22 protein-coding genes are annotated in these 22033 nt (G+C 53.5%); 17 read left to right on the top strand and 5 right to left on the bottom strand.

Features of this window, described 5'->3' with window-relative positions:
- Positions 1-171: 171 nt before the first annotated feature.
- Positions 172-1410, bottom strand: a complete 1239-nt coding sequence (locus K4305_RS03030) for a peptidase U32 family protein (RefSeq protein ID WP_331560862.1) — start codon at positions 1408-1410, stop codon at positions 172-174.
- Positions 1411-1786: 376 nt separating this feature from the next.
- On the opposite strand from K4305_RS03030, the gene K4305_RS03025 reads away from it, so the two are divergent.
- The 3 genes from K4305_RS03025 to K4305_RS03015 all read left to right on the top strand — a co-directional run bounded on the left by K4305_RS03025 (position 1787) and on the right by K4305_RS03015 (position 4085).
- On the top strand, positions 1787-2563 hold the full coding sequence (locus tag K4305_RS03025; RefSeq protein ID WP_331560861.1) for a hypothetical protein: 777 nt from the start codon (positions 1787-1789) through the stop codon (positions 2561-2563).
- Positions 2560-3360, top strand: coding sequence for a TrmH family RNA methyltransferase (locus K4305_RS03020; protein ID WP_331560860.1), 801 nt, complete (start codon positions 2560-2562; stop codon positions 3358-3360). The genes K4305_RS03025 and K4305_RS03020 overlap by 4 nt, the downstream gene beginning before the upstream one ends.
- 86 nt (positions 3361-3446) lie before the next feature.
- The gene (locus tag K4305_RS03015) at positions 3447-4085 is read left to right on the top strand and encodes a MarC family protein (protein WP_331560859.1); all 639 of its coding nucleotides are present in this window, start codon (positions 3447-3449) and stop codon (positions 4083-4085) included.
- A gap of 9 nt (positions 4086-4094) precedes the next feature.
- Here K4305_RS03015 and K4305_RS03010 read toward each other — a convergent pair whose 3' ends face one another.
- From K4305_RS03010 to K4305_RS03000, 3 genes are all read right to left on the bottom strand, one after another.
- The gene (locus K4305_RS03010) at positions 4095-4976 is read right to left on the bottom strand and encodes a universal stress protein (protein ID WP_331560858.1); all 882 of its coding nucleotides are present in this window, start codon (positions 4974-4976) and stop codon (positions 4095-4097) included.
- A 2-nt stretch (positions 4977-4978) separates the two neighbouring features.
- Positions 4979-7390, bottom strand: a complete 2412-nt coding sequence (locus K4305_RS03005; RefSeq protein ID WP_331560857.1) for a Lon protease family protein — start codon at positions 7388-7390, stop codon at positions 4979-4981.
- Between the two features lie 138 nt (positions 7391-7528).
- Positions 7529-8278 (bottom strand): TerC family protein, encoded by a 750-nt coding sequence (locus K4305_RS03000; protein WP_331560856.1) that lies wholly within the window; start codon positions 8276-8278, stop codon positions 7529-7531.
- Between the two features lie 194 nt (positions 8279-8472).
- Here K4305_RS03000 and K4305_RS02995 point away from each other — a divergent pair, with 194 nt between their 5' ends.
- The 9 genes from K4305_RS02995 (at position 8473) to zwf (ending at position 17191) form a co-directional block, all read left to right on the top strand.
- On the top strand, positions 8473-9822 hold the full coding sequence (locus K4305_RS02995; RefSeq protein ID WP_331560855.1) for an aldehyde dehydrogenase family protein: 1350 nt from the start codon (positions 8473-8475) through the stop codon (positions 9820-9822).
- A gap of 43 nt (positions 9823-9865) precedes the next feature.
- The gene (locus K4305_RS02990; RefSeq protein WP_331560854.1) at positions 9866-10618 is read left to right on the top strand and encodes a patatin-like phospholipase family protein; all 753 of its coding nucleotides are present in this window, start codon (positions 9866-9868) and stop codon (positions 10616-10618) included.
- A gap of 134 nt (positions 10619-10752) precedes the next feature.
- The gene (locus K4305_RS02985; RefSeq protein WP_331560853.1) at positions 10753-11340 is read left to right on the top strand and encodes an outer membrane protein; all 588 of its coding nucleotides are present in this window, start codon (positions 10753-10755) and stop codon (positions 11338-11340) included.
- A gap of 79 nt (positions 11341-11419) precedes the next feature.
- A complete protein-coding gene (locus tag K4305_RS02980; RefSeq protein ID WP_331560852.1) occupies positions 11420-11884 on the top strand; it encodes an aminoacyl-tRNA deacylase in 465 nt (154 codons plus the stop codon).
- Positions 11885-12031: 147 nt separating this feature from the next.
- Positions 12032-13174 carry a glycosyltransferase family 4 protein gene (locus K4305_RS02975; RefSeq protein WP_331560851.1) on the top strand — a complete coding sequence of 381 codons (1143 nt, stop codon included), beginning with the start codon at positions 12032-12034 and terminating at the stop codon, positions 13172-13174.
- A 118-nt stretch (positions 13175-13292) separates the two neighbouring features.
- Entirely contained in the window at positions 13293-14012 is a 720-nt protein-coding gene (locus K4305_RS02970) for an SIMPL domain-containing protein (RefSeq protein ID WP_331560850.1), read from the top strand.
- A gap of 404 nt (positions 14013-14416) precedes the next feature.
- A complete protein-coding gene (locus tag K4305_RS02965) occupies positions 14417-14830 on the top strand; it encodes an Hpt domain-containing protein (protein ID WP_331560849.1) in 414 nt (137 codons plus the stop codon).
- A 19-nt stretch (positions 14831-14849) separates the two neighbouring features.
- A complete protein-coding gene (gene gnd / locus K4305_RS02960) occupies positions 14850-15749 on the top strand; it encodes a phosphogluconate dehydrogenase (NAD(+)-dependent, decarboxylating) (RefSeq protein WP_331560848.1) in 900 nt (299 codons plus the stop codon).
- Positions 15746-17191 (top strand): glucose-6-phosphate dehydrogenase, encoded by a 1446-nt coding sequence (zwf, locus tag K4305_RS02955; RefSeq protein WP_331560847.1) that lies wholly within the window; start codon positions 15746-15748, stop codon positions 17189-17191. Before gnd ends, zwf begins: the two co-directional genes overlap by 4 nt.
- Here the strand turns inward: zwf and pgl are convergent.
- Positions 17162-17995 carry a 6-phosphogluconolactonase gene (gene pgl, locus K4305_RS02950; protein ID WP_331560846.1) on the bottom strand — a complete coding sequence of 278 codons (834 nt, stop codon included), beginning with the start codon at positions 17993-17995 and terminating at the stop codon, positions 17162-17164. The two genes, zwf and pgl, sit on opposite strands and share 30 nt — an antisense overlap.
- Positions 17996-18126: 131 nt before the next feature.
- Between pgl and K4305_RS02945 the strand changes: the two genes are divergently transcribed.
- The 5 genes from K4305_RS02945 (at position 18127) to K4305_RS02925 (ending at position 22031) form a co-directional block, all read left to right on the top strand.
- Positions 18127-18783 carry a YukJ family protein gene (locus K4305_RS02945; RefSeq protein ID WP_331560845.1) on the top strand — a complete coding sequence of 219 codons (657 nt, stop codon included), beginning with the start codon at positions 18127-18129 and terminating at the stop codon, positions 18781-18783.
- A gap of 164 nt (positions 18784-18947) precedes the next feature.
- Positions 18948-19604, top strand: coding sequence for a hypothetical protein (locus tag K4305_RS02940; protein WP_331560844.1), 657 nt, complete (start codon positions 18948-18950; stop codon positions 19602-19604).
- Between the two features lie 93 nt (positions 19605-19697).
- The gene (locus K4305_RS02935) at positions 19698-20429 is read left to right on the top strand and encodes an SIMPL domain-containing protein (RefSeq protein WP_331560843.1); all 732 of its coding nucleotides are present in this window, start codon (positions 19698-19700) and stop codon (positions 20427-20429) included.
- 43 nt (positions 20430-20472) lie between these two features.
- Positions 20473-21090 (top strand): hypothetical protein, encoded by a 618-nt coding sequence (locus tag K4305_RS02930; protein ID WP_331560842.1) that lies wholly within the window; start codon positions 20473-20475, stop codon positions 21088-21090.
- 215 nt (positions 21091-21305) lie between these two features.
- The gene (locus K4305_RS02925; RefSeq protein WP_331560841.1) at positions 21306-22031 is read left to right on the top strand and encodes a murein L,D-transpeptidase catalytic domain family protein; all 726 of its coding nucleotides are present in this window, start codon (positions 21306-21308) and stop codon (positions 22029-22031) included.
- The last annotated feature ends 2 nt before the right edge of the window (positions 22032-22033 follow it).

Raw genomic sequence — 22033 nt, 5'->3', positions numbered from 1 at the left:
GGTCTTCAGTCAAATTACGGAAAAGCAGCCCGGCAAAGCAAGCTGTAGTTGCGGTTTTCGGAAAAAGGAGAAAAAGGATATCAAGGATGAAAGGGACAAAAAGGGCCAAAAGGACAAAAAAACATAAACAGCGCTGCACTGCTTTCCGGCCCACTGCCCACTGATTATCGATCACCTCTTTTCAATAACATACACCTTGTCGCCCTTGCGGACGCGGTCGCATCTGAGGGTGACGAGGTCACCTTTTCCGGCCTGTTCCGCAGGCTCTTCGTTACAGTAGAACCGTGTATCATCGAAAAGCACCAGTCCGGTTTCGGGTCCCTGGATCGAGAGGGTTTCGCCCGATTGCAGGCCGCGCGCATGGATCAGGATTTCCGCCACTTCTGCTTTCGGGTAGTATTTCTGCACGATGCCGATGTAGGTTTTCTTTTCGGTACCCAGAGAGCCGTATCGTTTTGCCCAGGCATCGAACGGCTGACCGAAATAGAAACCTTCGGAAAATCCCCGGTTGTAGACTCGCGAAAGATCCTCTTTGAATTTTTCCGCCGTTTTTCTGAACCTTTTCCTGCCTTCAGCCGTGTTTTCTTCAGCAAAAAAGGCATCGATAGCCCTGCGGTATGCAGCTGTAGTGAACTGAACATACTCCGGGCTGCGATTCCGGCCTTCAATCTTGAAACCTGATATGCCGGCATCGACGAGCACGTCAATGAACTCGATTGCGCATAGATCTTCAGGGCTCATGACGTAATCCTCGCCGAGCTCCAGCTCGAATTTTTCATCAGTATCGGTGATACTGTACTTGCGTCGGCAGGGTTGCAGACACTCGCCGCGGTTGGCCGACTTGCCGAAGAGATCCTGCGACATGAAGCACCGGCCAGAGACTGCCACGCACATCGCGCCGTGTACGAAGCATTCGATCTTTACCGGCAGGTCGTCCCGACGGATAGATTCCGTGATGGCTGTTATCTGTTCAATCGTCAGTTCCCGGGCAAGCACGATCATCGATGCCCCCAGAGCGGCAAAGTGCCGCACGGCAGCGTAGTTGCTGATCGAAGCTTGCGTAGAGATGTGGAAAGGCATTTCCTCTGCGCGGCATGTCTCGATCACCGCCATGTCCCAGCAGATTACCGCGTCTATACCGGCTGATTTAGCGGCAGTTACGGTTTCGAGCATACCCGATATTTCGTTATCGTAGATCAGCGTATTGAGCGCAAGGTACGCCTTCGCGCCATACTCGCGGCAGGCATTCGCGACTTCGGGCAACTCCTCCGGCGTGAAACTGCGGCTCGCCGCGCGCATGTTGTACCCTTCAGCGCCGAAGTAGACGGCATCGGCGCCAGCCTGCAGCGCAGTACGAAGGCAGGTCCAGTCGCCTGCCGGGGAGATGAGTTCTATGGTGTTCCTGTGCATGGTGTAGTTGTGGATTCAGGGGATAATAGCAAAATGATGGTGGTTATTGTAACTTTTAGGAGCAAGAATCGACGAGGTGGACGAAGAGAAAAAGTTCTGTCCACAACGCCCACCAGGTCAACCTCGTCGATTCTTCCGGAAATCGCAGCCAACGCTGCATTGACGCTCATTGCGGTGGCCTGCGCTCTTCCACCGGCAGATTCAGGCGCTTGCGCAATCGTTCGAAAGAGACGGGGGATTCACCGGGCGACTGTACCGCGAGCGTTCTTCTCATCGTCACAACCAGTAGCAGCCTTTCCGGAGAGGTTGTGTTATTTTCCCGCATAACATGTACATTCATTTTATTACGAAGAACCGAAAACAAGGATTACAGTCTATGGACGAACGCCTCACGGGAAAACTTCTTTTTGCGCTTTCGGCTGTTCTGCTTGTCGCGGAGCTTGCCGTTGCGGCTTTCGGCGGCATGGATACCGGATGGATGCTGCTCGCTCTGGTGATATACGTCGCGCTTTGCGGCATGATGTTTTCAGCTGGCATGATGAGGGAACAGGGAGGCGGAGCGGCTATAGAGTCGGTTTCCATGCGGCGTGCAAGAGCGATGCGCGAGGAGGGTATGAAGGACCTCCTGGCGGGTTACGAGGTTGACGAAGAGTTTCTTCGCGGGAGGCAGGCAAAACCGCAGGAGGGCAAACCGAATGCCGCCCCTTCCTCCATGCCGCTCGAGCAGGCCATCAGGGCGCATGCCGATCTGTTCGGAGGGCTCGAAAAGCTGCATGAGGCCATCGAACGGTTCGATGAGAAGGCGTTTCAGGAGCTTGCCGGAAAAGCGGGCATCAGCGGCGTGAGCCGGGTCGAGGTTATGGAAAAAATCCGCATGATGGCATGCGGGGAGAAGGAGGAGATTCGCGAGAACGTCAGCCGTTCGCTCGAAGATACCATCAAGGCTTTTTCGCTTGATCGCGGCAGTTTCGACGACTATATACGGCGGTGCATGACCTCTCCGGATCGCGGGGATGAAGCCGGCGATGACGGGTTTACAGTCGACCTCGATGTCGCCGGACTTTCGCAGGGAAGCAGCGCTCCGCCCTCCGACTGGTCGCATGATCCGAAATCCGTAATTGCGAAGCTGAAGAAGCCTGGGGCAAGGCCGTGAGACAGCAAGACGTGCCGCCTGTAAGCAAGGCTGAATTGAAGATTTACGGCAAACTGCACCAGAAAAGACATCGCGATGCCGAAGCACTGTTTCTTGCCGAAGGATTGCGTACAGTCAGCGAACTTCTTGAACACCTGCCGGATCCCGATCTTCTGCATGCCCTGCTGTTCAGGCTGGAGGAACAAAACGCCGAGGTGTTTCATTCAAGATATCCCGGCAAAGTATTCGTGCTGACTGAAAAGGAGTGCGCCCGGTTGAGCCAGACCGCAACGCCTGCCGGGATTTTCGGCGTTTTCCGCAAGCAGCGGTTTGTTCCTTTCGAACCTGAACAAATAACCCGATGTTCTTTGATCGTGGCTCTCGACGAGGTTCAGGATCCCGGTAACGTGGGTACGATTCTGCGAACCGCGGCCTGGTTCGGCGCCGATGCAATGATCTGCAGCCCGGGTTGCGCAGATCGATACAATCCGAAAACGGTGCGTTCTTCTGCAGGAAGCATTTATGCATTACCGCATTACGGCGTGGATTCAATATATCTTGAACTTCAACGGCTTGCCGACGCAGGCTACTCTGTTGCCGCTTCGTCTCTCGACGGGCACGATTTTCGCGAGTACGGCTCCTGGCCCCGGAAAGTGGTGCTGGTGATCGGTAACGAAGCTAACGGGGTGAGTCCTGCGGTTCAGGCGCTTGCTCACCGGCTGGTGAGAATACCCCATGCAGGCGAGAAGCCGCGCGTCGAATCGCTCAACGCATCGGTATCCGCGGCGATTCTGATGGAGCGGATAGCGATGCGTTGACGGGCGTTGGCTGTGAGCGGTGAGACGTGAGGCGTTATGAGTTATGATGGGAGGTTAACGGCGCACTTACAGATGGGGGGATGGTTATGCTGAAGAGTTTTGCTGTTGCTTTTGCGACGTTTTTCGCCACTATAGGGCCTCTTGATCTGGCCGCGCTTTTTGCGGCGCTCACTCCTTACTATTCCGAAACCGAAAGACGGGCTGCAGCGTTCAAGGGCACCCTGATCGCTGCGGTGATATTGCTTTTTTTCGCTTTATTCGGTACGGCGCTGCTTGACTATCTCGGCATATCCCTTGCTGCACTGAGGATTTCGGGCGGTGTTCTGCTTCTGCTGTTCGCTATCGACATGGTGTTCGGAGGTGGGGCAGGCGGAGGGGGCCGGTCGTCGGACGAGGAGAAAATGGAGGCTATGCAGAAAAGCGATCTGTCGGTTTTTCCCCTCGCCATGCCCCTTATCGCCGGCCCTGCAACCATCGGCGCGACAGTGCTCCTGATGGCCGATGCCGGCGGAGACCTGGAGCGGCAGGCATCGGTTACAGCCGCGCTGATTGCGGTGCTTTTTCTTACCATGCTTTTCCTTATGGTATCCGGGCAGGTGCGGAAACTGCTTGGCGTGACAGGGCTTCATGTTATCAGCCGGACTATCGGCATTATCCTCTCGGCGCTTGCCGTCCAGTTCATGATCGACGGATTGCGCGAAAGCGGATTGTTTCCGGCTGCCTGAAACCATATTCTACGTTCTCACCAGCAGAATCGGGTAATCGATATCGTTGATGAGGCTGTGCACGGTTTCGGCAGGCAGGTTCATGCGGTCGCTGAGTACCAGGAGGCCGGAATCGGCCATACGGATGTATCTTGCAAGGATCCGGCTGTCGGATACGGGCGGAAGCACATGGTATTCAACCCGGAGCATACCGGGGGGAAGCTGTCGGGCCAGTTCGGTTTCAAGAAGATGTTCATGTCCTTCATATTGCGGCAAAAGCAATATATGCAGAGTGTTGCCGGGATGCAGCATCCTGATGGCAATGGCAAGGGCTGCTTTCGAAGCGTCGGATCCGTCGCAGAGCACCAGTACGGCTTCGTTTTCCGCAGCATAACCCGTGCGCATCAGCAGAATGTTTTTCAGGCTGCCGGACAGTGCGTTTCTTGCTGTCGAGCCGAGTCCCTTGCGGCAGGTTGGCGATCGGCCGCTCCTTCCGAGTACGAGCAGGTCAGCTTCGAGAGCGGCGGCTACGACCTCTTTGGGAACATTACCCCTTCGGACGCTGAATGTATGGCGGACCCTGAAGATTTCCGCTTCGCGCTGCAGCGACGCTTCAGCCTGTCTGGCCTGCGAACGGAGCATTCTTTCGAGTTCCATACTCTCGATCTTTTCAGGTTCAGGGCTGTACTGACGTATTTCCTGGCAGAAGGGCAGTTCGGTCAGGCGGAGAAGATTGATATCCTCGACGAAGATTCCGAGCAGCTCGGCGTGCATTCTGGATGCAAGGTCTGCTGCGGTTTTCAGTGACGCCAGGCTGTGAGGAGAGCAGTCGATGCCGACGGCGATGCTCCGTATTTCAGGCGGGCCGGGATTTTCATGATTTTTCAGGTTGCTGTGCGTTCTTTCCTGCATGATCACTCTCCGTTTCCATTGTATTCCGAACTGTATTTTTTCATCTTCAGCGCCATCTCTTTCAGTCGGAAGCTGACTTTGCCGTTGATGCTTTTCTCGGGGTACAGGCCGTTCTTGTCGGGTTCTCCGGCGGGTATTCCGGTAAGCAGTTCGATGCCTTCGTCGATATGACGAACCGGATAGATTGAAAAGATGCCCTGCCGGACGGCATCGACTACGTCGGAGCGGAGCATGAGGTTATCGATATTCGAGGCCGGTATGAGCACGCCGTGTCTGCCGTTGAGTCCGCGAGCCCGGCAAAGGTCGAAGAATCCCTCGATCTTTTCGTTGACGCCGCCGATGGCCTGAACTTCTCCGTGCTGGTTTACTGATCCTGTTACGGCAAGCCACTGCCGGATGGGCGTTTCCGAAAGGGCGGAGAGCAGCGCGTAGAGTTCGGCCGATGAGGCGCTGTCGCCTTCAACACTGCTGTAAGACTGTTCGAAAACCAGCGTGGCGGAGAGCGAGAGCGGTAGCTCGATGCCGAAGCGTGCGGCAAGGAAGCCCGAAAGGATCAGTACCCCTTTCGAGTGGATCGGTCCGCCCATTTCGACCTCCCGCTCTATATCGAGCACTTCGCCCTTGCCGATGCTTACTCTTGCCGTTATTCTGCCGGGGTGTCCGAAGCTCAGGCCACCGAGGCCGTACACTGCGAGACCGTTTATCTGACCGGTTTTTTCAGAGTCCGTGTCGATGAGAATGGTGTTTCGGAGAGTGGCTTCGCGAATGCGTTCACGGGTGCGGGATGCCCGCATGATACGGGCATCTATTGCTTTCTGTACATCTTCGGCCGTTGCATGCTGTCTGTTGTTTTTTCTGGCAAAGAAATCGGTTTCGCGGACAAGATCGGCGATGCTCTGCATATGTGCGCTCACTTTTTCGGCATCGCCCGACAGGCGGCTTCCGTGTTCGATGATTCGCGCTACGGCGCTGCGCTCGAAATGACACAGCTTTCCTTCCATGGCAACAGCGGCAATGATGCGGGCATAGCCCATTCGGTTTTCGGGAGTGTTTCTGAGGTCGTCCTCGAAGTCGGCCTCAACCTTGAACAGCTCGCCGAAGTCCGGATCGTAGTTCGAAAGAAGGTAATAGAGCATGCGTTCGCCGAGCAGGATCACCTTCACGTTGAGTGGAATGGGCTCGGGATCGAGAGATACGGTACTGATCAGGCTGTAGAGCTGGGCAAGGGACTCGATGCGGATCTGCCGGGTGCGCAGGGCTTTTTTCAGCGTTTCCCAGGCGAGAGGTTCCATGAGCAGCCTTCGTGCGTCGATGAGCAGATAGCCTCCGTTGGCCCGGTGCAGAGCACCCGGTTTTATGAGCGTGAAGTCGGTGACGAGTGTACCCATCTGCGAGAGATGTTCTATGTCGCCGAGCAGGTTCTGACAGGCTGGTTTCTCCTCGATGATGACCGGCGCTCCTGTTGCCGTTCCGTTGTCGACCAGTACGTTAACCTTGTAGCGGTTGAAGAAACTGCCTTTCATGGCCGAAATGCCGGGGAGGAACTCCTGGTGCGTGCTTTCTTTTTCAAGAAAGTGGTCGAAATGGTCGATGATATCCTTTTCAGCCTTGTCGAGATAGGCCGAGACCTGTTCGATTGAGCCGAAACCGGATTTAAGTTCTGTGAACAGCGGCCGGATGGCGAAACCCGCGATCTGACGGTTGAGTTCCTTGATTTTATCCTGAGCTTCACGCTGCCATTTCGGTATCTGCGCCATGACGGACTGCATGGCGTTTTTGAGTGATTCGATTTCTTTTTCTATTTTTTCCCGTTCGTTCTCGCCGAGCAGCATGAACTCTTCAGGCTTGAGCACTTCGCCGTTTTTTACCGGAGCGAAGGCGAAGCCTGCAGGGGTACGGATGAGCGCGATATCGCTTTTGGCAGCGCGTTTTTCAATCTCTTCGATCGAGGATGACTGCTGATCCTGGAACGTTTCCCTGATGATTTTTTCCTGCGCCTGGTAGTTTTCGCTGCTGAACGCTGTCGGCAGGACGCTGAAGAGCGCTTCTACCATCCGGTCCATATCGGAAGAGAGCTTGCAGGCTTTTCCCGGAGGCAGCTGGAGCGCTGACGGGTGCCGCGGTTTTTCAAAATTGTAGACATAGCACCAGTCATCGGGTATGCCGGCATCGGGCGCAATTGTGTCGAGATAGTGCATGACGGCGGTTTCCTTGCCGGTGCCGTTCGGGCCGAGAGCAAAGAGATTGAATCCGTCATGAAGCATGCCGATGCTGAAGCTTATGGCGTCGAGCGCGCGCTCCTGACCTGTTATTTCAAGGGTTCCGTCGAGTTCTTCGGTGGTGTCGAAGCGAAATTCTGCAGGATCGCATTTCCTGTAGACTTTCTCGGGGGGCAGTGCGGATGGTATGGGCATATCGATCGCTTTGTTGCATTGACCTGTTGCGCCGGGCTCATGGCTAACATTCAAATGTACAAAACCCCGGCAACATCCGTGCGTATTACATGGGTATGTCTGAGGTCGCCTTTGACTGGTTTCTGCGACGTATGCCGTTCACCCTTCCATATCCAGGTTTCTGTGGTGCAGGTGTACAGGCTCAGCTTCTTTTTTTCTCAGGCGTATATTGAGCATTTCGACGGTTACGGAGAACGCCATGGCGAAGTAGATGTACCCTCTCGGGATTTCATAATCGGCGCCTTCGGCAAGCAGGGTGACGCCGACAAGGATCAGGAAGCTGAGCGCGAGCATCTTGATGGTAGGATGCTGTTCGACGAACTCGCTGATTGCTTTTGCCGCGAGCATCATAATGCCTACCGATATGACGATGGCGATGATCATGACTTCCACATCTTCGGCAAGTCCGATTGCCGTGATGACCGAATCAAGGGAGAATACGATGTCTATGACAGCTATCTGCAGGAGCGTTACGAGAAATCCTGCAGTTGCGGACTGTTTGCGTGCGGATTCGCTTCCTTCGAGACTCTGGTGGATTTCATGGGTGCTTTTTGCAAGCAGGAAGAGGCCTCCTGTAAGCAGAATGATATCGCGGCCTGAAATATCGTGTCCCGCAACGGTGAAGAGGGAGACCGTGAGGCTCATGACCCAGGTGATCGAGAGCAGAAGGATGATGCGCGAAATCATGGCGATGCCGAGGCCGAGCACCCTTCCTCTGTCTCGCTGAGATTCAGGCAGCCGTCCGGAAATGATCGAGATGAAAATGATGTTGTCTATGCCGAGCACGATTTCGAGAGCCGTAAGCGTAGCCAGTGCGGCCCATGCTTCAGGCCGGGTTATCCAGTCCATGAGAAGTGTTGTTATTATTTGATAAGAAAAATTGTGGTAATGTAGCGAAAAAGCGGCGGGATTGCCAAGTGTGTCTTCCGGGCGCTTCGAAAGTCCGGTAACGGACGCCTCTGATGTTTCCGGTGTACCGGGAATCATTTTTATAGTCTTTGAAACCTATGGAAAACAGTTGTTTTCGACCGATTCTCGATGGGATGAGATCGGCTTTCAGGAGCGGCCTCTTCAGCTCTTATGCGTGGCGCCGCGGTCAGTTGCTTGCTCTTCGACGACTTCTCGTCGAGCGGGAAGAGGAACTTTACGCTGCGGTCTCTGCCGATCTCGGCAAATCGGCAGAGGAGACATATCTTACGGAACTCTCCTTTGTTTCCGGTGAAATCCGCCAGGCATTGAGGCATCTGAGGCGCTGGATGCGGCCTGAAGGCCGGAGCGTGCCGCTGCACTATCTTTTCGGACGCGCGTCGGTATGCCCCGAACCGCATGGCGTGGTACTGATCATCGGTGCATGGAACTATCCATTGCAGCTGGTGCTTGCCCCTCTGGTTTCAGCGCTGGCAGCGGGAAATTGCGCTGTGCTGAAGCCTTCGGAGTCTGCGCCGCATACTTCTGCGCTTATTGCAGGGCTTCTCGGAACCTATCTCGACGGCAGGGCGGTACGGGTTGTGGAAGGGGGGATCGAGGAAACTCGCGCCCTGCTCGAACTGCCGTTCGATTTCATTTTTTATACGGGAAGCCGGTCGGGCGGGAGCGATGTAATGCTTGCCGCAGCCCGCCATATCGTTCCGGTGGTTCTTGAACTGGGAGGCAAGAACCCCTGTATTGTCGAATGCGATGCCGATCTTGCTGCCGCAGCCCGCCGTATCGTGTGGGCGAAGTTCCTCAACGCAGGGCAGACATGCATCGCCCCCGACTATCTGCTTGTGCATGAAAAGATCCGGGAGCCTCTGCTTGCGCTCATGCAGCAGGCCGTTTCAAAGTTTTACGGTCCCGATCCCGCCTCAAGCCCTGATTATTCGAGGATCGTCAATGATCGGCATTTTCTTCGGCTCGAAAGCCTGATGCAGTCTGACGAGATTGTTTCGGGGGGGCAACGCGACCGGTCTGACCGTTTTATTGCCCCGACTATTCTTCGGGTCTCAGCTGATTCGCCGCTGATGCAGGAGGAAATATTCGGGCCGCTGCTTCCTGTTATGACCTATACGGCAATCGATCAGGCCATTGCCTGTATACGGCAACGGAGCGATCCTCTTGCCGTATATCTTTTTACGCGAAGCCGGGCCGTGATTGAACAGGTACTTCGCCAGACTCGATCCGGCGGTTTCTGCTGTAACGACATTCTTTTTCAGTCGGCAATCCATACGCTGCCTTTCGGAGGTTCCGGCGTGAGCGGTTTTGGCAGATACCATGGCAGAGCCGGTTTTGAAACTTTTTCGGTATCGAGAAGCGTTCTTGTTAAATCAGTATTTCCCGACCCGGGACTGCGCTATCCGCCGTACAACCGGAAAAAATACCTCTTTCTGAAAGAGATTGTACGTTATCTGGGCTGAATCGCAGCAAGCTGGCATTGTTCGTAACATGTTGTTTTGACGGATGAAAGCATACGGTCTTGCGCTTGGAGGCGGCGCTGTTCTCGGGGCTGCGCATGTGGGAGTCCTGCAGGCTGCAGAAGAGCTCGCCATACCCGTTGAATTTGTAAGCGGAACGAGTATAGGTGCATTTATAGGCGCTCTCTATGCCTTCGGCAAGTCACCGCTGGAGATCCGGGAGGTCGCACTCGATCTTGACTGGCTGAATCTGTCGGGTATTTCGCTCTCCCAGTATGGACTTCTTTCCAACAGGAAGTTCGGAGGAATCGTAACGGACCTTCTCGGACGGAAAAATATCGAGGACGCCATTGTACCTCTTGCCATTGTGGCGACCGACATATCTACCGGAGACAAGGTCGTTTTCACCGAAGGAGATGTCGCGTCGGCTGTGATGGCGAGCAGTTGCATACCGGGAGTTTTCAGGCCGGTGGAGTATAACGGCAGAATGCTTGTCGACGGCGTTCTGGTTGAAAATGTGCCTGTATCGTCAGTCCGTTCTATCGGAGCAAGGAAGGCGATCTGCGTTGATCTACTGGGAAAGCATGTTTTCCGGCAGCCGCAGCATATCGTTGCCGTGCTGCTCAATGCGTTCTACAGCGCTATAGCGAGTGCTACCGCAGTACAGATCGAAGATGCTGATCTCTGCATTACCCCGGACCTGTCGGCGTTCAACCTTGTCGATACAGCGCAGGTTCCCGATATTATCAAGGCGGGCTATGATGCGGCATTGCCTCTTCTCCGGACGTTGTGCCGATAGCATTCAGCCGGTGCCCTGTTAAAAAAGCAGTTGAGGCTTGTATCTGAAATATGTAACTTTCATTTACGAAGCTTTTATCTCTATTGTGCTTCAAATGTGTTTTACCCCTTAACTAATACTAACTGGAGTCAATTATGATGCGGGTTCTTCGGGGGTTGTTCTTCATTTCAGCGTTTGTTTTATTCTTTTCTTCACATGCCCGGGCGGCCACGCCCTATGTGGGGGGATCGACCGGTTTCGCTTTTCTGAGCGGCGACAAGCTCACCATTAACGGGCCGTATCTCGGTGATCCGGAATATGATTCCGGAGCGGCTTTCAGCGGCGCTCTCGGCATGGATTACGACGGGTATCGGGTAGAAGGTGAGGTTGCATACCAGAAAAACGAGATCGACAATCTCGGCAGCGACGTTTCAGTGCTCTCTTTCATGGCTAACGGCTACCTTGATTTTCAGCTCGAGCGGAGCAGAATCGTTCCGTTCGTGAGCGCCGGTCTCAGCTATGCGAAGGTTGACGTAGATGCTCTCGGAGAGGACGGCAGCGACGGTGTTCTTGCGGTTCAGGTTGGTGCCGGGGTTGGTTTTCAGGTCTCCTCCCATGTTACAATCGATGCCAAATATCGTTACTTCGCTTCTGCCGATCCTGACATCGAGCTTGGTACGAAAACATACGAAATGGACATAAACAGCCACAATCTGCTGTTTGGATTCAGGGTGAGCTTCTGAAGAGAAACCGACAGGTGTCTTCAGGAGGAGTGTATCGTTGTTCGCAAATCCAAATATAACTTCAACCAGGAGCATGAACATGCCTATTCGCAGATTGAGGGAATTTCTTGACAGCCATGGCGTGAAATACTTCGTGGTGAGTCACTCTCCAGCGTATACCGCCCAGGAGATTGCCGCAGCGGCTCATGTGCCGGGAAAAGAACTCGCAAAAACGGTTATGGTTTCCATTGAAGGGAAATTGGCCATGGCGGTGCTTCCGGCTTCAAGGCAGCTCGATCTTGAACGTCTCAGGGATTTCATCGGTACGAGGGATGTGGAACTTGCCGGAGAGCAGGAGTTCGCCATTCTTTTTCTGGAATGCGAGATAGGCGCAATGCCTCCCTTCGGAAATCTTTACGGTCTGGACGTTTATGTTGCCGAAGAACTTGAAGAAGACGACGATATAGCCTTCAATGCCGGTTTTCATACCGAACTTGTCAGACTTGCTTACCGTGACTTCAAGCGACTGGTCAATCCGGTGGTGGTTGATCTCTGCATGAAGTGATGGTTCCTCTTGCTGCGGCACGATGGTTTTTTCCGCGGAAATGTTACTTTAGCTTTTTTACTGCCGGCAGCCGATCATGTTGTCACTGATGACACCATGGAATAGGTGTGCCTGGTAAACTGCTATGATCCGGTTTTCCGGAATGCCATGAAGATTGCCTTGTATGCGGGGACATACGTCAAGGACAAGGACGGCGCGGTACGCTCCATTTACCAGCTTGTCGCCTCGTTCAGGAAACACGGCCATGAGGTTGTCGTATGGTCTCCGGACGTATCGGAACAGGACAGTCATGGCTCCCTGAAAGTCAACCGCCTTCCCTCGGTTCCCATTCCGCTCTATCCCGATTATAAATTCGGCTTTTTCGGTTCTGCGACTGAAAAGCAGCTCGACGCATTTGCTCCGGATATCGTGCACATCTCCACGCCCGATATTGTCGGCCGAAGGTTCCTGCTTTATGCGAAGAAGAAAAAGCTTCCCGTTGTATCGGTTTATCATACCGATTTCCCTTCCTATCTCGGCTATTACAAGCTGGGACTGGCAGAAAAACCTGTCTGGAAGTATCTCCGCTGGTTCTACAATACATGTGATCTGCTTTTTGCGCCAAACGATATCGTCAGGCAGAACCTGCAGCGGCAGGGCATCCGGAATGTGGAAATATGGTCGAGAGGTATCGACAGGGAGCTGTTCAATCCGTTACGGCGCTCCGAAGCGCTTCGCCGGGAATGGGGTGCTCCGGGCAGAACCGTGTTCGTCTATGCCGGACGGTTCGTGCTGTACAAGGATATCGAGGTGGTTATGAGCGTTTACGAACGTTTCATGAAAGACGGGTATGGGGACAGGGTGCGTTTTGTCATGATCGGTTCAGGTCCTGAAGAAGCCGAGATGCGCAGAAGGATGCCTGATGCGGTATTCACCGGTTATCTGACAGGCGTATCGCTGCCTGAAGCATACGCATGCGGTGATGTTTTTCTTTTTCCCTCAACGACAGAGGCATTCGGCAACGTCGTGCTTGAAGCCTTTGCAACAGGGTTGCCTGCAGTCGTTTCCGATGTCGGCGGATGCATGGAACTGGTAAGAAAATCGGGAGCCGGACAGGTTGCCAGAGCAGGCGATATCGATCATTTCTATGTTCACTGCCGGAATCTGCTCGAAGATACCATGAACTTTTCGGTCATGCGGCAGAAAGGTCTCGATTATGCCGACGGACAGTCATGGGCTGCGGTGAACGGCGCGTTGATAGACCGTTATCTTTCGCTTGTCGAAAATCGCGGATCCGTCAATGCAGGATAATTGTTCCTTCGACAGCATATCCGCAGTCCTTGCCAGCAGAGGAACTTTTTCCTTGCCGGAAGCCTTGTAAGGCAGAACCGGGGCACAAGCGCAATAAAAAATCAATTACAGACGATCGATGAATAACAGACGCACTGCTGAAGCATTCATTCTCGGCGCTTTTCTTTGCGCCGGTCTTGTGATTGCAGGATTTCTCCTTTCATCAGGGGTTACCAAACTCAAATCGCTCGAGCGTTCCGTATCCGTAAAGGGGCTTTCCGAGAAGGAAGTTACTGCGGATGTAGCCATATGGCCGATCAAGTTCGAAGTTGCCGCAGACGATCTCGGCGCCCTGGTAAGCGCTATCGAGGAAAAAAACAGGTTGGTGTACGATTTTCTGATCTCCGCCGGATTCGACGCGAAGGATATTTCGATATCGGCTCCAGCGGTTATCGACCGGCAGGCGCAGGGATATGGCGATGCGAACCGCTTTGCGTTCAGATATGCGGGAAGCTCTACTGTCAGCGTCTATACCGGGGAGGTCCAGCTTGTTCGAAAGACGATCAGGAAGCTTGTCGATCTCGGCAAGCTCGGGGTTGCGGTTTCAGGAGAGAATTACGACGCGAAAACCGAGTTTCTCTACACCGGACTGAACAGACTGAAGCCGGCAATGATCGAGGAGGCGACCATGAATGCCCGCGCGGTTGCCGAAAAATTCGCCAGCGACTCCAAAAGCCGCCTCGGGAAGATAAAAAGTGCGACTCAGGGTCAGTTCACCATAGAGAATCGCGACAGCAATACGCCGCATATCAAGAAAATCAGGGTGGTATCGACACTCGAATATTACCTGACAGACTGAGAAAAAGAGCTGTTCCTATTTCCGGGTGACGGATATGTGACGGATATGTTTACTCTGGTTTGTCGCCGATAGTTCCTTTATATTACCGGGCGCTCTGTTTTTTATAGAAAATAAGCCGTTTTTTTGTCCTCCAGCAACTCCATGTGTATATTGGTTTTAAAATCCGCACCCGCGGATTATCCCTCATGAAAATCATGTTTTCGGCAGACATGAAAGCGATAGACCTCATTGCTTTGATTCACTCCGGACGTTTCGTTCCGTCGGGAAACTCCTCATGGAGGGCTGTCGCTCAAGGTACTGCCAGGCAAAAGGATCCCGTGGCCATCTGTTGACTGATTACCTTGCCGGGCCCGAACAGAGCGGGGATGCTGGTTGTATGTTAAACATTTATCATGTGCAGGCATATGGAGAATCAAAACCAGAGTAAGACCGGTTCATCCGGCGGAGGGGGCAGCGTATATGACGGGCCGGTTTTTCAGATCGACGAGCTTTTATTGCGCCTTCAGAACGACGAGGAGATCATCAGGATCATCATTGCTCAGTTTATGCTCGATACTCCAGTGCAGATACGCGAACTGCAGGAGGCTGTAACGAGTGGCCAGACCGATCGGATTCGTCATATATCCCATACCATCAAGGGATCCGCAGCGACGGTGGCGGCTGAAGAGTTACGGGCGCTGTCTTCCACGATCGAGCAGTCGGCCAAAAACGGCAATGTCGAAGAGGCTCGGAGCGAGCTTCGGGAACTGCCGGCCGCATTCATCCGTTATGCCGATGAGGTTTCGACAAGCGGTTGGTATCGTGAGAGTCCGGAGTAACACTTTTGGAGGTTACCGAGTGAATACTGGTTTTGTTGGTCTTGGAAAAATGGGCTTCAATATGGCGGAGCATCTCCTGGAGGTGGGCCGTGAAGTCGCTGTTTACGATATTTCGTCGGAGGCGGTTGATGCACTGGCCCGAAAGGGAGCGGTGCCTGCTGATTCCTTTGATCATCTTGCGGCCATTCTGCAGCGTCCGAGGGTCGTCTGGATCATGGTTCCGGCAGGGAGGCCGGTAGATGACGTACTGCAGACTCTCGTGCCCTCTCTCGAACCGGGTGATGTAGTCGTTGACGGCGGGAATTCCCGCTTCAGCGATTCGCAGAGAAGATCCCTCCGGTTGCTCGAAAACGGGATTTATTTTCTCGACGCGGGCACGAGTGGCGGTATCGAGGGCGCCAGGCACGGAGCCTGCATCATGGTTGGCGGCGATCCTGAAGGTTTTGCCGTCATAGAGCCGCTGCTCAGGGACATGTGCGTTCCCGGAGGTTACGGTCATATGGGTCCGTCCGGATCCGGCCATTACGTGAAAATGATCCACAACGGTATCGAGTATGGTATGATGCAGGCGATCGGAGAAGGATTCGATCTTCTGGAAACAAGCGAATTCAGGCTCGATCATGAACAGATAGCCTCGGTATGGTCACATGGTTCGGTCATCAGGGGCTGGCTTATGGAGCTTGCCGCTCAGGCATTCAGAAAAGACAGCAGGCTCGGCTATCTTGCCGGCAGGATAGCCGATTCCGGCGAGGGCCGCTGGACGGTGGAAACTGCGCTCGAGCAGCAGGTCGCCATACCGGTTATCGGGGCTTCGCTCTTCCGGCGTTACCGCTCACGAAGCGACGATAATTTTTCTGACAAGGTCGTTGCGGCTCTTCGCCATGAGTTCGGCGGCCATGGTTTTACTCCTGAATCATGAACGGTTTTGAGCCTGTAAAGGATGAGCCTCTGAATTTTACCATGGTGCTTTTCGGAGCCAATGGAGACCTGGCCGCACGCAAGCTTTATCCGTCGCTCTACCAGCTGGTGCTCTGGGGGCATCTGCCCGGCGCCTACAGGATTATAGGCGTTGGCAGGCGGGATCTGACTCATGAGGAGTTCCGCCGTCAGGTTCGGGAGAAGATTCTCATGTTTTCTTCGGGAGCCATTGATGACATGGGTCACCTGGAATATTTCTGCAGCAGATTTTTTCATGTGCGGCTCGATATCGAAAGAGTTGAGGATTACTGCAGCCTGCAGAAAGAGATCATGCGTGTTTCGGGAGAGCCCGGTCTCTGCAGTCATCTGCTTTTCTATCTTTCCACGCCGCCATCTCTCGCTTCCGTCATTGTTCGTCATCTCCGGGAGGCCGGGCTCGGCGGAAAGAACATGGAGTGCGGCGGATGGCGCAAGATTGTCGTCGAGAAGCCATACGGGACTGACCTGCGTTCTGCAAAGGAACTGAATGCGGAGATAGGTTCGGTATTCAGCGAGGAACAGATTTTCCGCATCGACCACTACCTCGGCAAGGAGACCGTCCAGAACATTCTTGTATTCAGGTTTTCGAACGGTATTTTCGAGCCGCTCTGGAATCGGCATCATATTGCGCGTGTCGACATTACCATAGCCGAGAATTTCGGTATCCGGGACAGGGGAGCCTTCTACGACCAGACCGGTTTGCTCAGGGATATCGTACAGAACCATGGGCTGCAGCTGCTCGCGTCCATCGCAATGGAGCCCCCGGTGGATCTTTCTGCGGACTCGGTTCGCGATGAAAAGGCCAAGGTGCTGCGTTCGATCCGCAGGGTGTCACCCGGGAGCGTTGAACGATCTGTTGTGCTGGGGCAGTATGAAGGGTATCGTGCCGAGCGGCAGGTGGCTGAGGACTCCATGACCGAAACCTTCGCCGCCGTTGATTTTTTTGTGGACAACTGGCGATGGAAAGGGGTGCCTTTTTTTATAAGGGCCGGAAAGAATCTTGCAGAGACCCTTACCGAGATCGTCATAACCTTTGCCTGCCCTCCTCAGAACTTTTTCGGGCCTCCGGAAAGCTGCAGCTATACAGCCAACCAGGTTATTCTTCGCATCCAGCCTGAAGAGACCATCGCCATCCGGTTCGGGGCCAAGCGACCGGGGGAATCGGTCATTACCGATCCGGTTTACATGCGTTTCAATTATCGGGATTCGTTTACGAACCCCGGTATGACGCCCTATCACAGGCTGCTGCTCGATGCTGTCGAGGGTAATCAGATGAATTTCATCCGTCAGGACAGCGTGGAATATTCCTGGGCTGTCATCGATGCGATACGCGATGCCGTCAGCGGAAAAATGCCTGAAATATATCCGGCAGGATCATGGGGACCGGCGCGGACTGTCGGGTGACGGGAGCGATATGAACCATACCATTCTGCCGTTCACCGGTCGTACGAGCCGGGCCGGCCACGAAACATGCGCCGTTTTCCTGCGTATTGCTTCTGCCATAGCAGCTCTTTTTGTTCCGGATGTGAAAAAACAGATCGTTTTTGCCCTGTTGATGAGCGGAAGGGTCATGGTCAGTCGGGATACCGGCGGTGTAGCCAGAGCAGGTGTTACGGCAACCACCAGACACCGCGTTTCTTCGAGAGCGCCCCGATCACCGGGAAAGAGCGATGCGGTATGTCCGTCTTCTCCAAGACCAAGCAGGATGAAATCGAAAACCGGGATGTTATCGGATTCCGGGGTTTGTGTATCGCCCAGTATGGTGCGTATCGTGTGTTCATACTTTTTTGCCGCTTCGTGGGGCGGAAGGTCGTCGCATGGCATCCTGAATGCCTTTACGCCTTCCGTAGCCGGTGCGTCGAGGAGAGCTTCTCTGGCCATTCTGTAGTTGCTGTCGGGATGATCCCCGGACACGCATCTCTCGTCTCCCCAGAAAAGAAATGTTTGCGTCCAGGGCATGACAATCAGCCCCCCCTGAAATGCTTCCGCAGGTTCCGGGGTTGGAATGCCATGCCGATCCGGTAATTCCGGTTCTATACCCGAAGCGAGTTTACGATACAATCCTGCGGGAGTGCGTCCGCCTGAAAGCGCGAGCGTGAAGCGCCCGCGTTCGGCAACGGCTCTCCATGCTTCGCTGACGACAAACGCCGCCGCATGACCGGTAATATCGCTTTCGCTTCCTGTGAAAAAATCATCGTCGTGTTTCATGATCTTCTTTCCTGTTCGGGTTTATTGATGCTTGATTCCCGGAGCAAACCTCCTCTCTCCTCATTTGCCATCCCGCCGAAACTGCGCTATCTTGCAATAATGCGTATTTTTATGTAATCAAACAGCAATATATGCCGCTTCATGACGGTTATGGTGTTCTTGTCGGGTCATTGCACAGCTATTCATGCGATCGGCCCCGGCAGGAGAGGGAGTACTACCATTGCAATCTCAAGGTAAAGGCAGGGTCGGTGTTCTATCGCTGCCCTGTGGATCTTGACAGCAAGAATACTTCGGACGGCATTCAATGGAGAGTCGTGGAACTCGGCAGGACGTCGCTGAAGGGAATTACCGGACTGAAGGACGGATGGCATGCGTTGCGTTCAAACCCGCATTCCGGGGCGATTGATTATTATCGGACGGATGAGCTGATGCCCACAAAAGAGTGCGTAGAGGCCGATGAGTCGAGGTTCGGCCAGGTGAAGGACCATGTGCGATCAGGATGTATGCCATGGTTTTTTGGAACCGGCGCTGATGCTTTTCGGGATCTGGAACCGCTTCTTAAACATGCCCGCAGAGTATATGTATTCGGCGAACCGTTCAGGAACGGAAAAGGGGTGCACAATATTCACCAGAATCAGGGAGATCCGCCGGAGAGCAGATGGCATGGCGAGAACGGCGTGTGGCAGGATGGATGCGTTGTCTCCGAACGATGGAACCGCACTCTGGCGGCTTTCCTCTGCAAATTCAAAACCCAGCGTTTCGCTGCCGATCAGCCGCGCCTTTCCTGAGAAGCCCGGGAATGAAAATTGCAACTGTTTTATTGATTGCGGGTTATGGATTTTTCTGTTGCTGCATATACAGTCCTTGTGTAACTTGCAGGGCAAATTACTATGCTAACGGTCGGTAAAATGGTGTTCTGTTTCGTTTAATCCTCAATAAACAGGAGAAAATAATGGCAGCTTTCGATTACGGAATAAAGGCCGATCCGGCTTTGTTTGAAAAGCCGATGGCCGGCGATTACCAGATAGATGTGCAGGGGTCTATCCGTCAGGGGTGGGAGATGTTCAAACAGCATATAGGGGAATTCGTAGGGTTCACCCTGGTTATTTTTGCGGTATCGGCGCTCTTTTCCAAATTCGGAACGTTCGGCTCGATTCTCGGTACGGCAGTAGCTGCTCCTTTTTCCGCAGGTTTTGCCATTGTGGCATTCAATCTTCTTACGGGAAAATCGCTGCAGTTTGGCGATTTTTTCAAAGGCTTCAACTATTTTCTTCCGCTGTTCCTTGCTGGTCTGGCCACCGGTGTTCTTGTCAGCATCGGTTTGTTCCTGCTTATCCTGCCCGGTATTTATCTTGCGGTCTGTTATATGTTCGTGATGCATCTCATTATCGATCACCGGATGGAGTTCTGGGATGCCATGGAAACCAGCCGCAAGATCGTAACGAAAAACTGGTTTGCTGTTTTCGGTTTTGCGTTCGCTCTTTTTGCAGTTAATCTGCTCGGCATGCTGGCTCTTGTGGTCGGCCTGCTGGTAACCATACCGGTTACCTCCTGTGCGGCTGCCGTCGCTTACAGGGATATTGCCGGATTGCACGCTTCGGAGTGGTAGGGTAGTTGAGAGGTTTTGCGAAGGTTGCGCCGGGAAGGAATGTTATAGTGCAGTGAGCCGGAAATGATAAGCATGTTAACAATGGGGGTAATCATGAAGTCGTTCAGAGTGTTGTTTTTTGCGATTTGCTGTTATGCGCTATCAGCAGGGAGTTCATATGCGGCACAGCCTGAAGAGAACCAGCTCGTCGTATCGGCGACGGGCAGGGTTTCGGTCAAGCCCGATACGGCGGAGTTCGGCGTAATGGTGAAGACGGTTGAAAAAAATGCCGATCAGGCGGTTGTTCGTACTGCCGAAAAATACAGGGCTGTGCAGCAGGCGCTTCGTGCCGCAGGTATTCCTGCGGAGGATGCACCAACGGCGAGTTATACCGTCACTCCTCAGTGGGAATGGGTGCAATCGGAAAGCAGAAGCGTTCTGAAAGGGTATGCTGCCCGGCATCTTGTTATGGTAAAAGTGCGTAATCTCGCGCTTACCGGCAAGGCGGTCGATGCTGCGGTGCAGGCTGGCGCCGATGAGGTGCATCAGATCAGCTTCTCGTCGAGCCGGTATGACGAGCTGCGGCGACAGGCGCTTGCAGCAGCGGTGTCGAATGCCCGGGGTGATGCTGAAATAATGGCGAAAGCTGCCGGCGGGCGTCTTGGCGGCGTTATAGAGCTGACGGTCGCTCAGCCGCACTACAGGCCCCTGCCAGCAATGGATATGATGTCATTGAAAGCTGCAGCTCCGGAGGCGGCTCCTCCTACGGAGATAGCTCCAGCCGAGCAGGATATCGAGGTTACGGTCAGCTCGCGGTGGCGATTTGTTCGGGGGGCTGTAAAGTAGCTGTCGGCTGTCATGCCCTTTTTTCCCTTCATTAAAGGAGCGGATGGTGAAGAAGCGGATTCTCGATCGCTATGAAAGGATGCCGGACGGCAATGTCATCATCGATGTCGCAGCCCGTCGCGTTGAAGATCTCTACGAGAATTTCGACAAACGCGCCCCTTATCATCGCAAGGACTTCGATGACGATCTTGTTGAGTATCTTGCCGGATGCGTCCGTGAAATCGGGGGACCTGCGTTTATCGTACGTTTCACGATCGAGCAGGGTCTTTCAAAGGAGCTTATGGAGATGGTGCGTTCCGGCATGCACTCCTTTTTCTTGTACAGGATGGAAGTTGAATATGCGGCCATGAAAAAGATGATCCGCACATCCGCGCTGCTGCTTCTCTCGGGTATTGTCATTCTTGCCGTATCCCTTTGGGTGAGCCGTGTTTTTTTGCTGAACGGAAATGGTTCATTTTCTGACAGGTTTTTTTTTGAGGGCCTTACCATTGTTGCCTGGGTCTCCATCTGGGAAGGTTTGGCAACGTTTCTTCTGAACTTTACTCCCCACCTTTACCGTATCCGTGTTTTCCGGTGGCTTGCGGCAGCGCCCGTAAGTATCGGCCCATCGGGTCATACCGGCCAGGATGGCATCGATCTCCTTCCTCGTGTTTGCCCTTAACGAAAAAAGGCCTATCTTTATCAGTTGTTTTATGTATTGCAAATGTGTTCAAATCGGACCGGGTTCCTGTTTTTCGGTTTTCCATTCTCTTATGCCTTGCGGGCGATGCTATCGTTTCGCTTACGGGCATATTATCCGGTTCCGTATCATGTGTTGTTTATATTCAAGTGCCGATCGTTACTGTAACGCAGGCTGAAAACCAGAAGAGGTTGCTTATGATTCGTTCTATTGTCATGCTTTTGTTTATCGTTGCGCTGCTCCCGGTTCCCGGGCATGCATACCCTTTCCGGAAGCCCTCGCTTCGTCACCAGATTACCACTATTTCCCAGTCTCCCGAAATCAGACATAAAATAGATCCCAAAGTGCTCAATATGGCGCTTGTCGGCTATCATTCGCTCAAAGAGCAGGGCAAGGTAAGCCGCGACGGCATTCTGACCGTGATCGATTTCAACAAGCCGTCTGTCGATGAGCGCATGTTCGTTATCGATCTTAATCGAGGCAGATTGCTTTATTCCGGTCTTGTGGCTCATGGCAGCGGCAGCGGCGAGAATTATGCTTACAGTTTTTCGAATACCCCGGGTTCTCATAAAAGCAGTCTCGGATTCTTTACCACAGGCGTGACTTATGACGGAAAACACGGTTATTCGCTCAGGCTTCAGGGTATGGAACCCGGCATCAACGATAATGCCGAATCGAGAAGCATTGTCATCCATGGAGCCAACTATGTTTCATACGATTTTATAAGGCAGCATGGCCGTCTTGGCAGAAGTCAGGGTTGTCCGGCACTTTCGTTCGATAATTCACAGCATGTCATAGATCTTATCAAGGACGGAAGCTGCCTGTTCATCTATCACAGAAATACCGATTATTCGTCCTTCTCCAGACTTGCCAATCCTGATTTTGCCTCAGGAACAAGAGTGTTCGGACGATCGGCATCATAGAA

Origin of the sequence: Chlorobium sp., from assembly GCF_036528655.1 — a bacterium.
In the GTDB taxonomy this organism is placed as follows: domain Bacteria; phylum Bacteroidota; class Chlorobiia; order Chlorobiales; family Chlorobiaceae; genus Chlorobium.
This window is presented reverse-complemented; position numbering and strand designations above follow the sequence as displayed.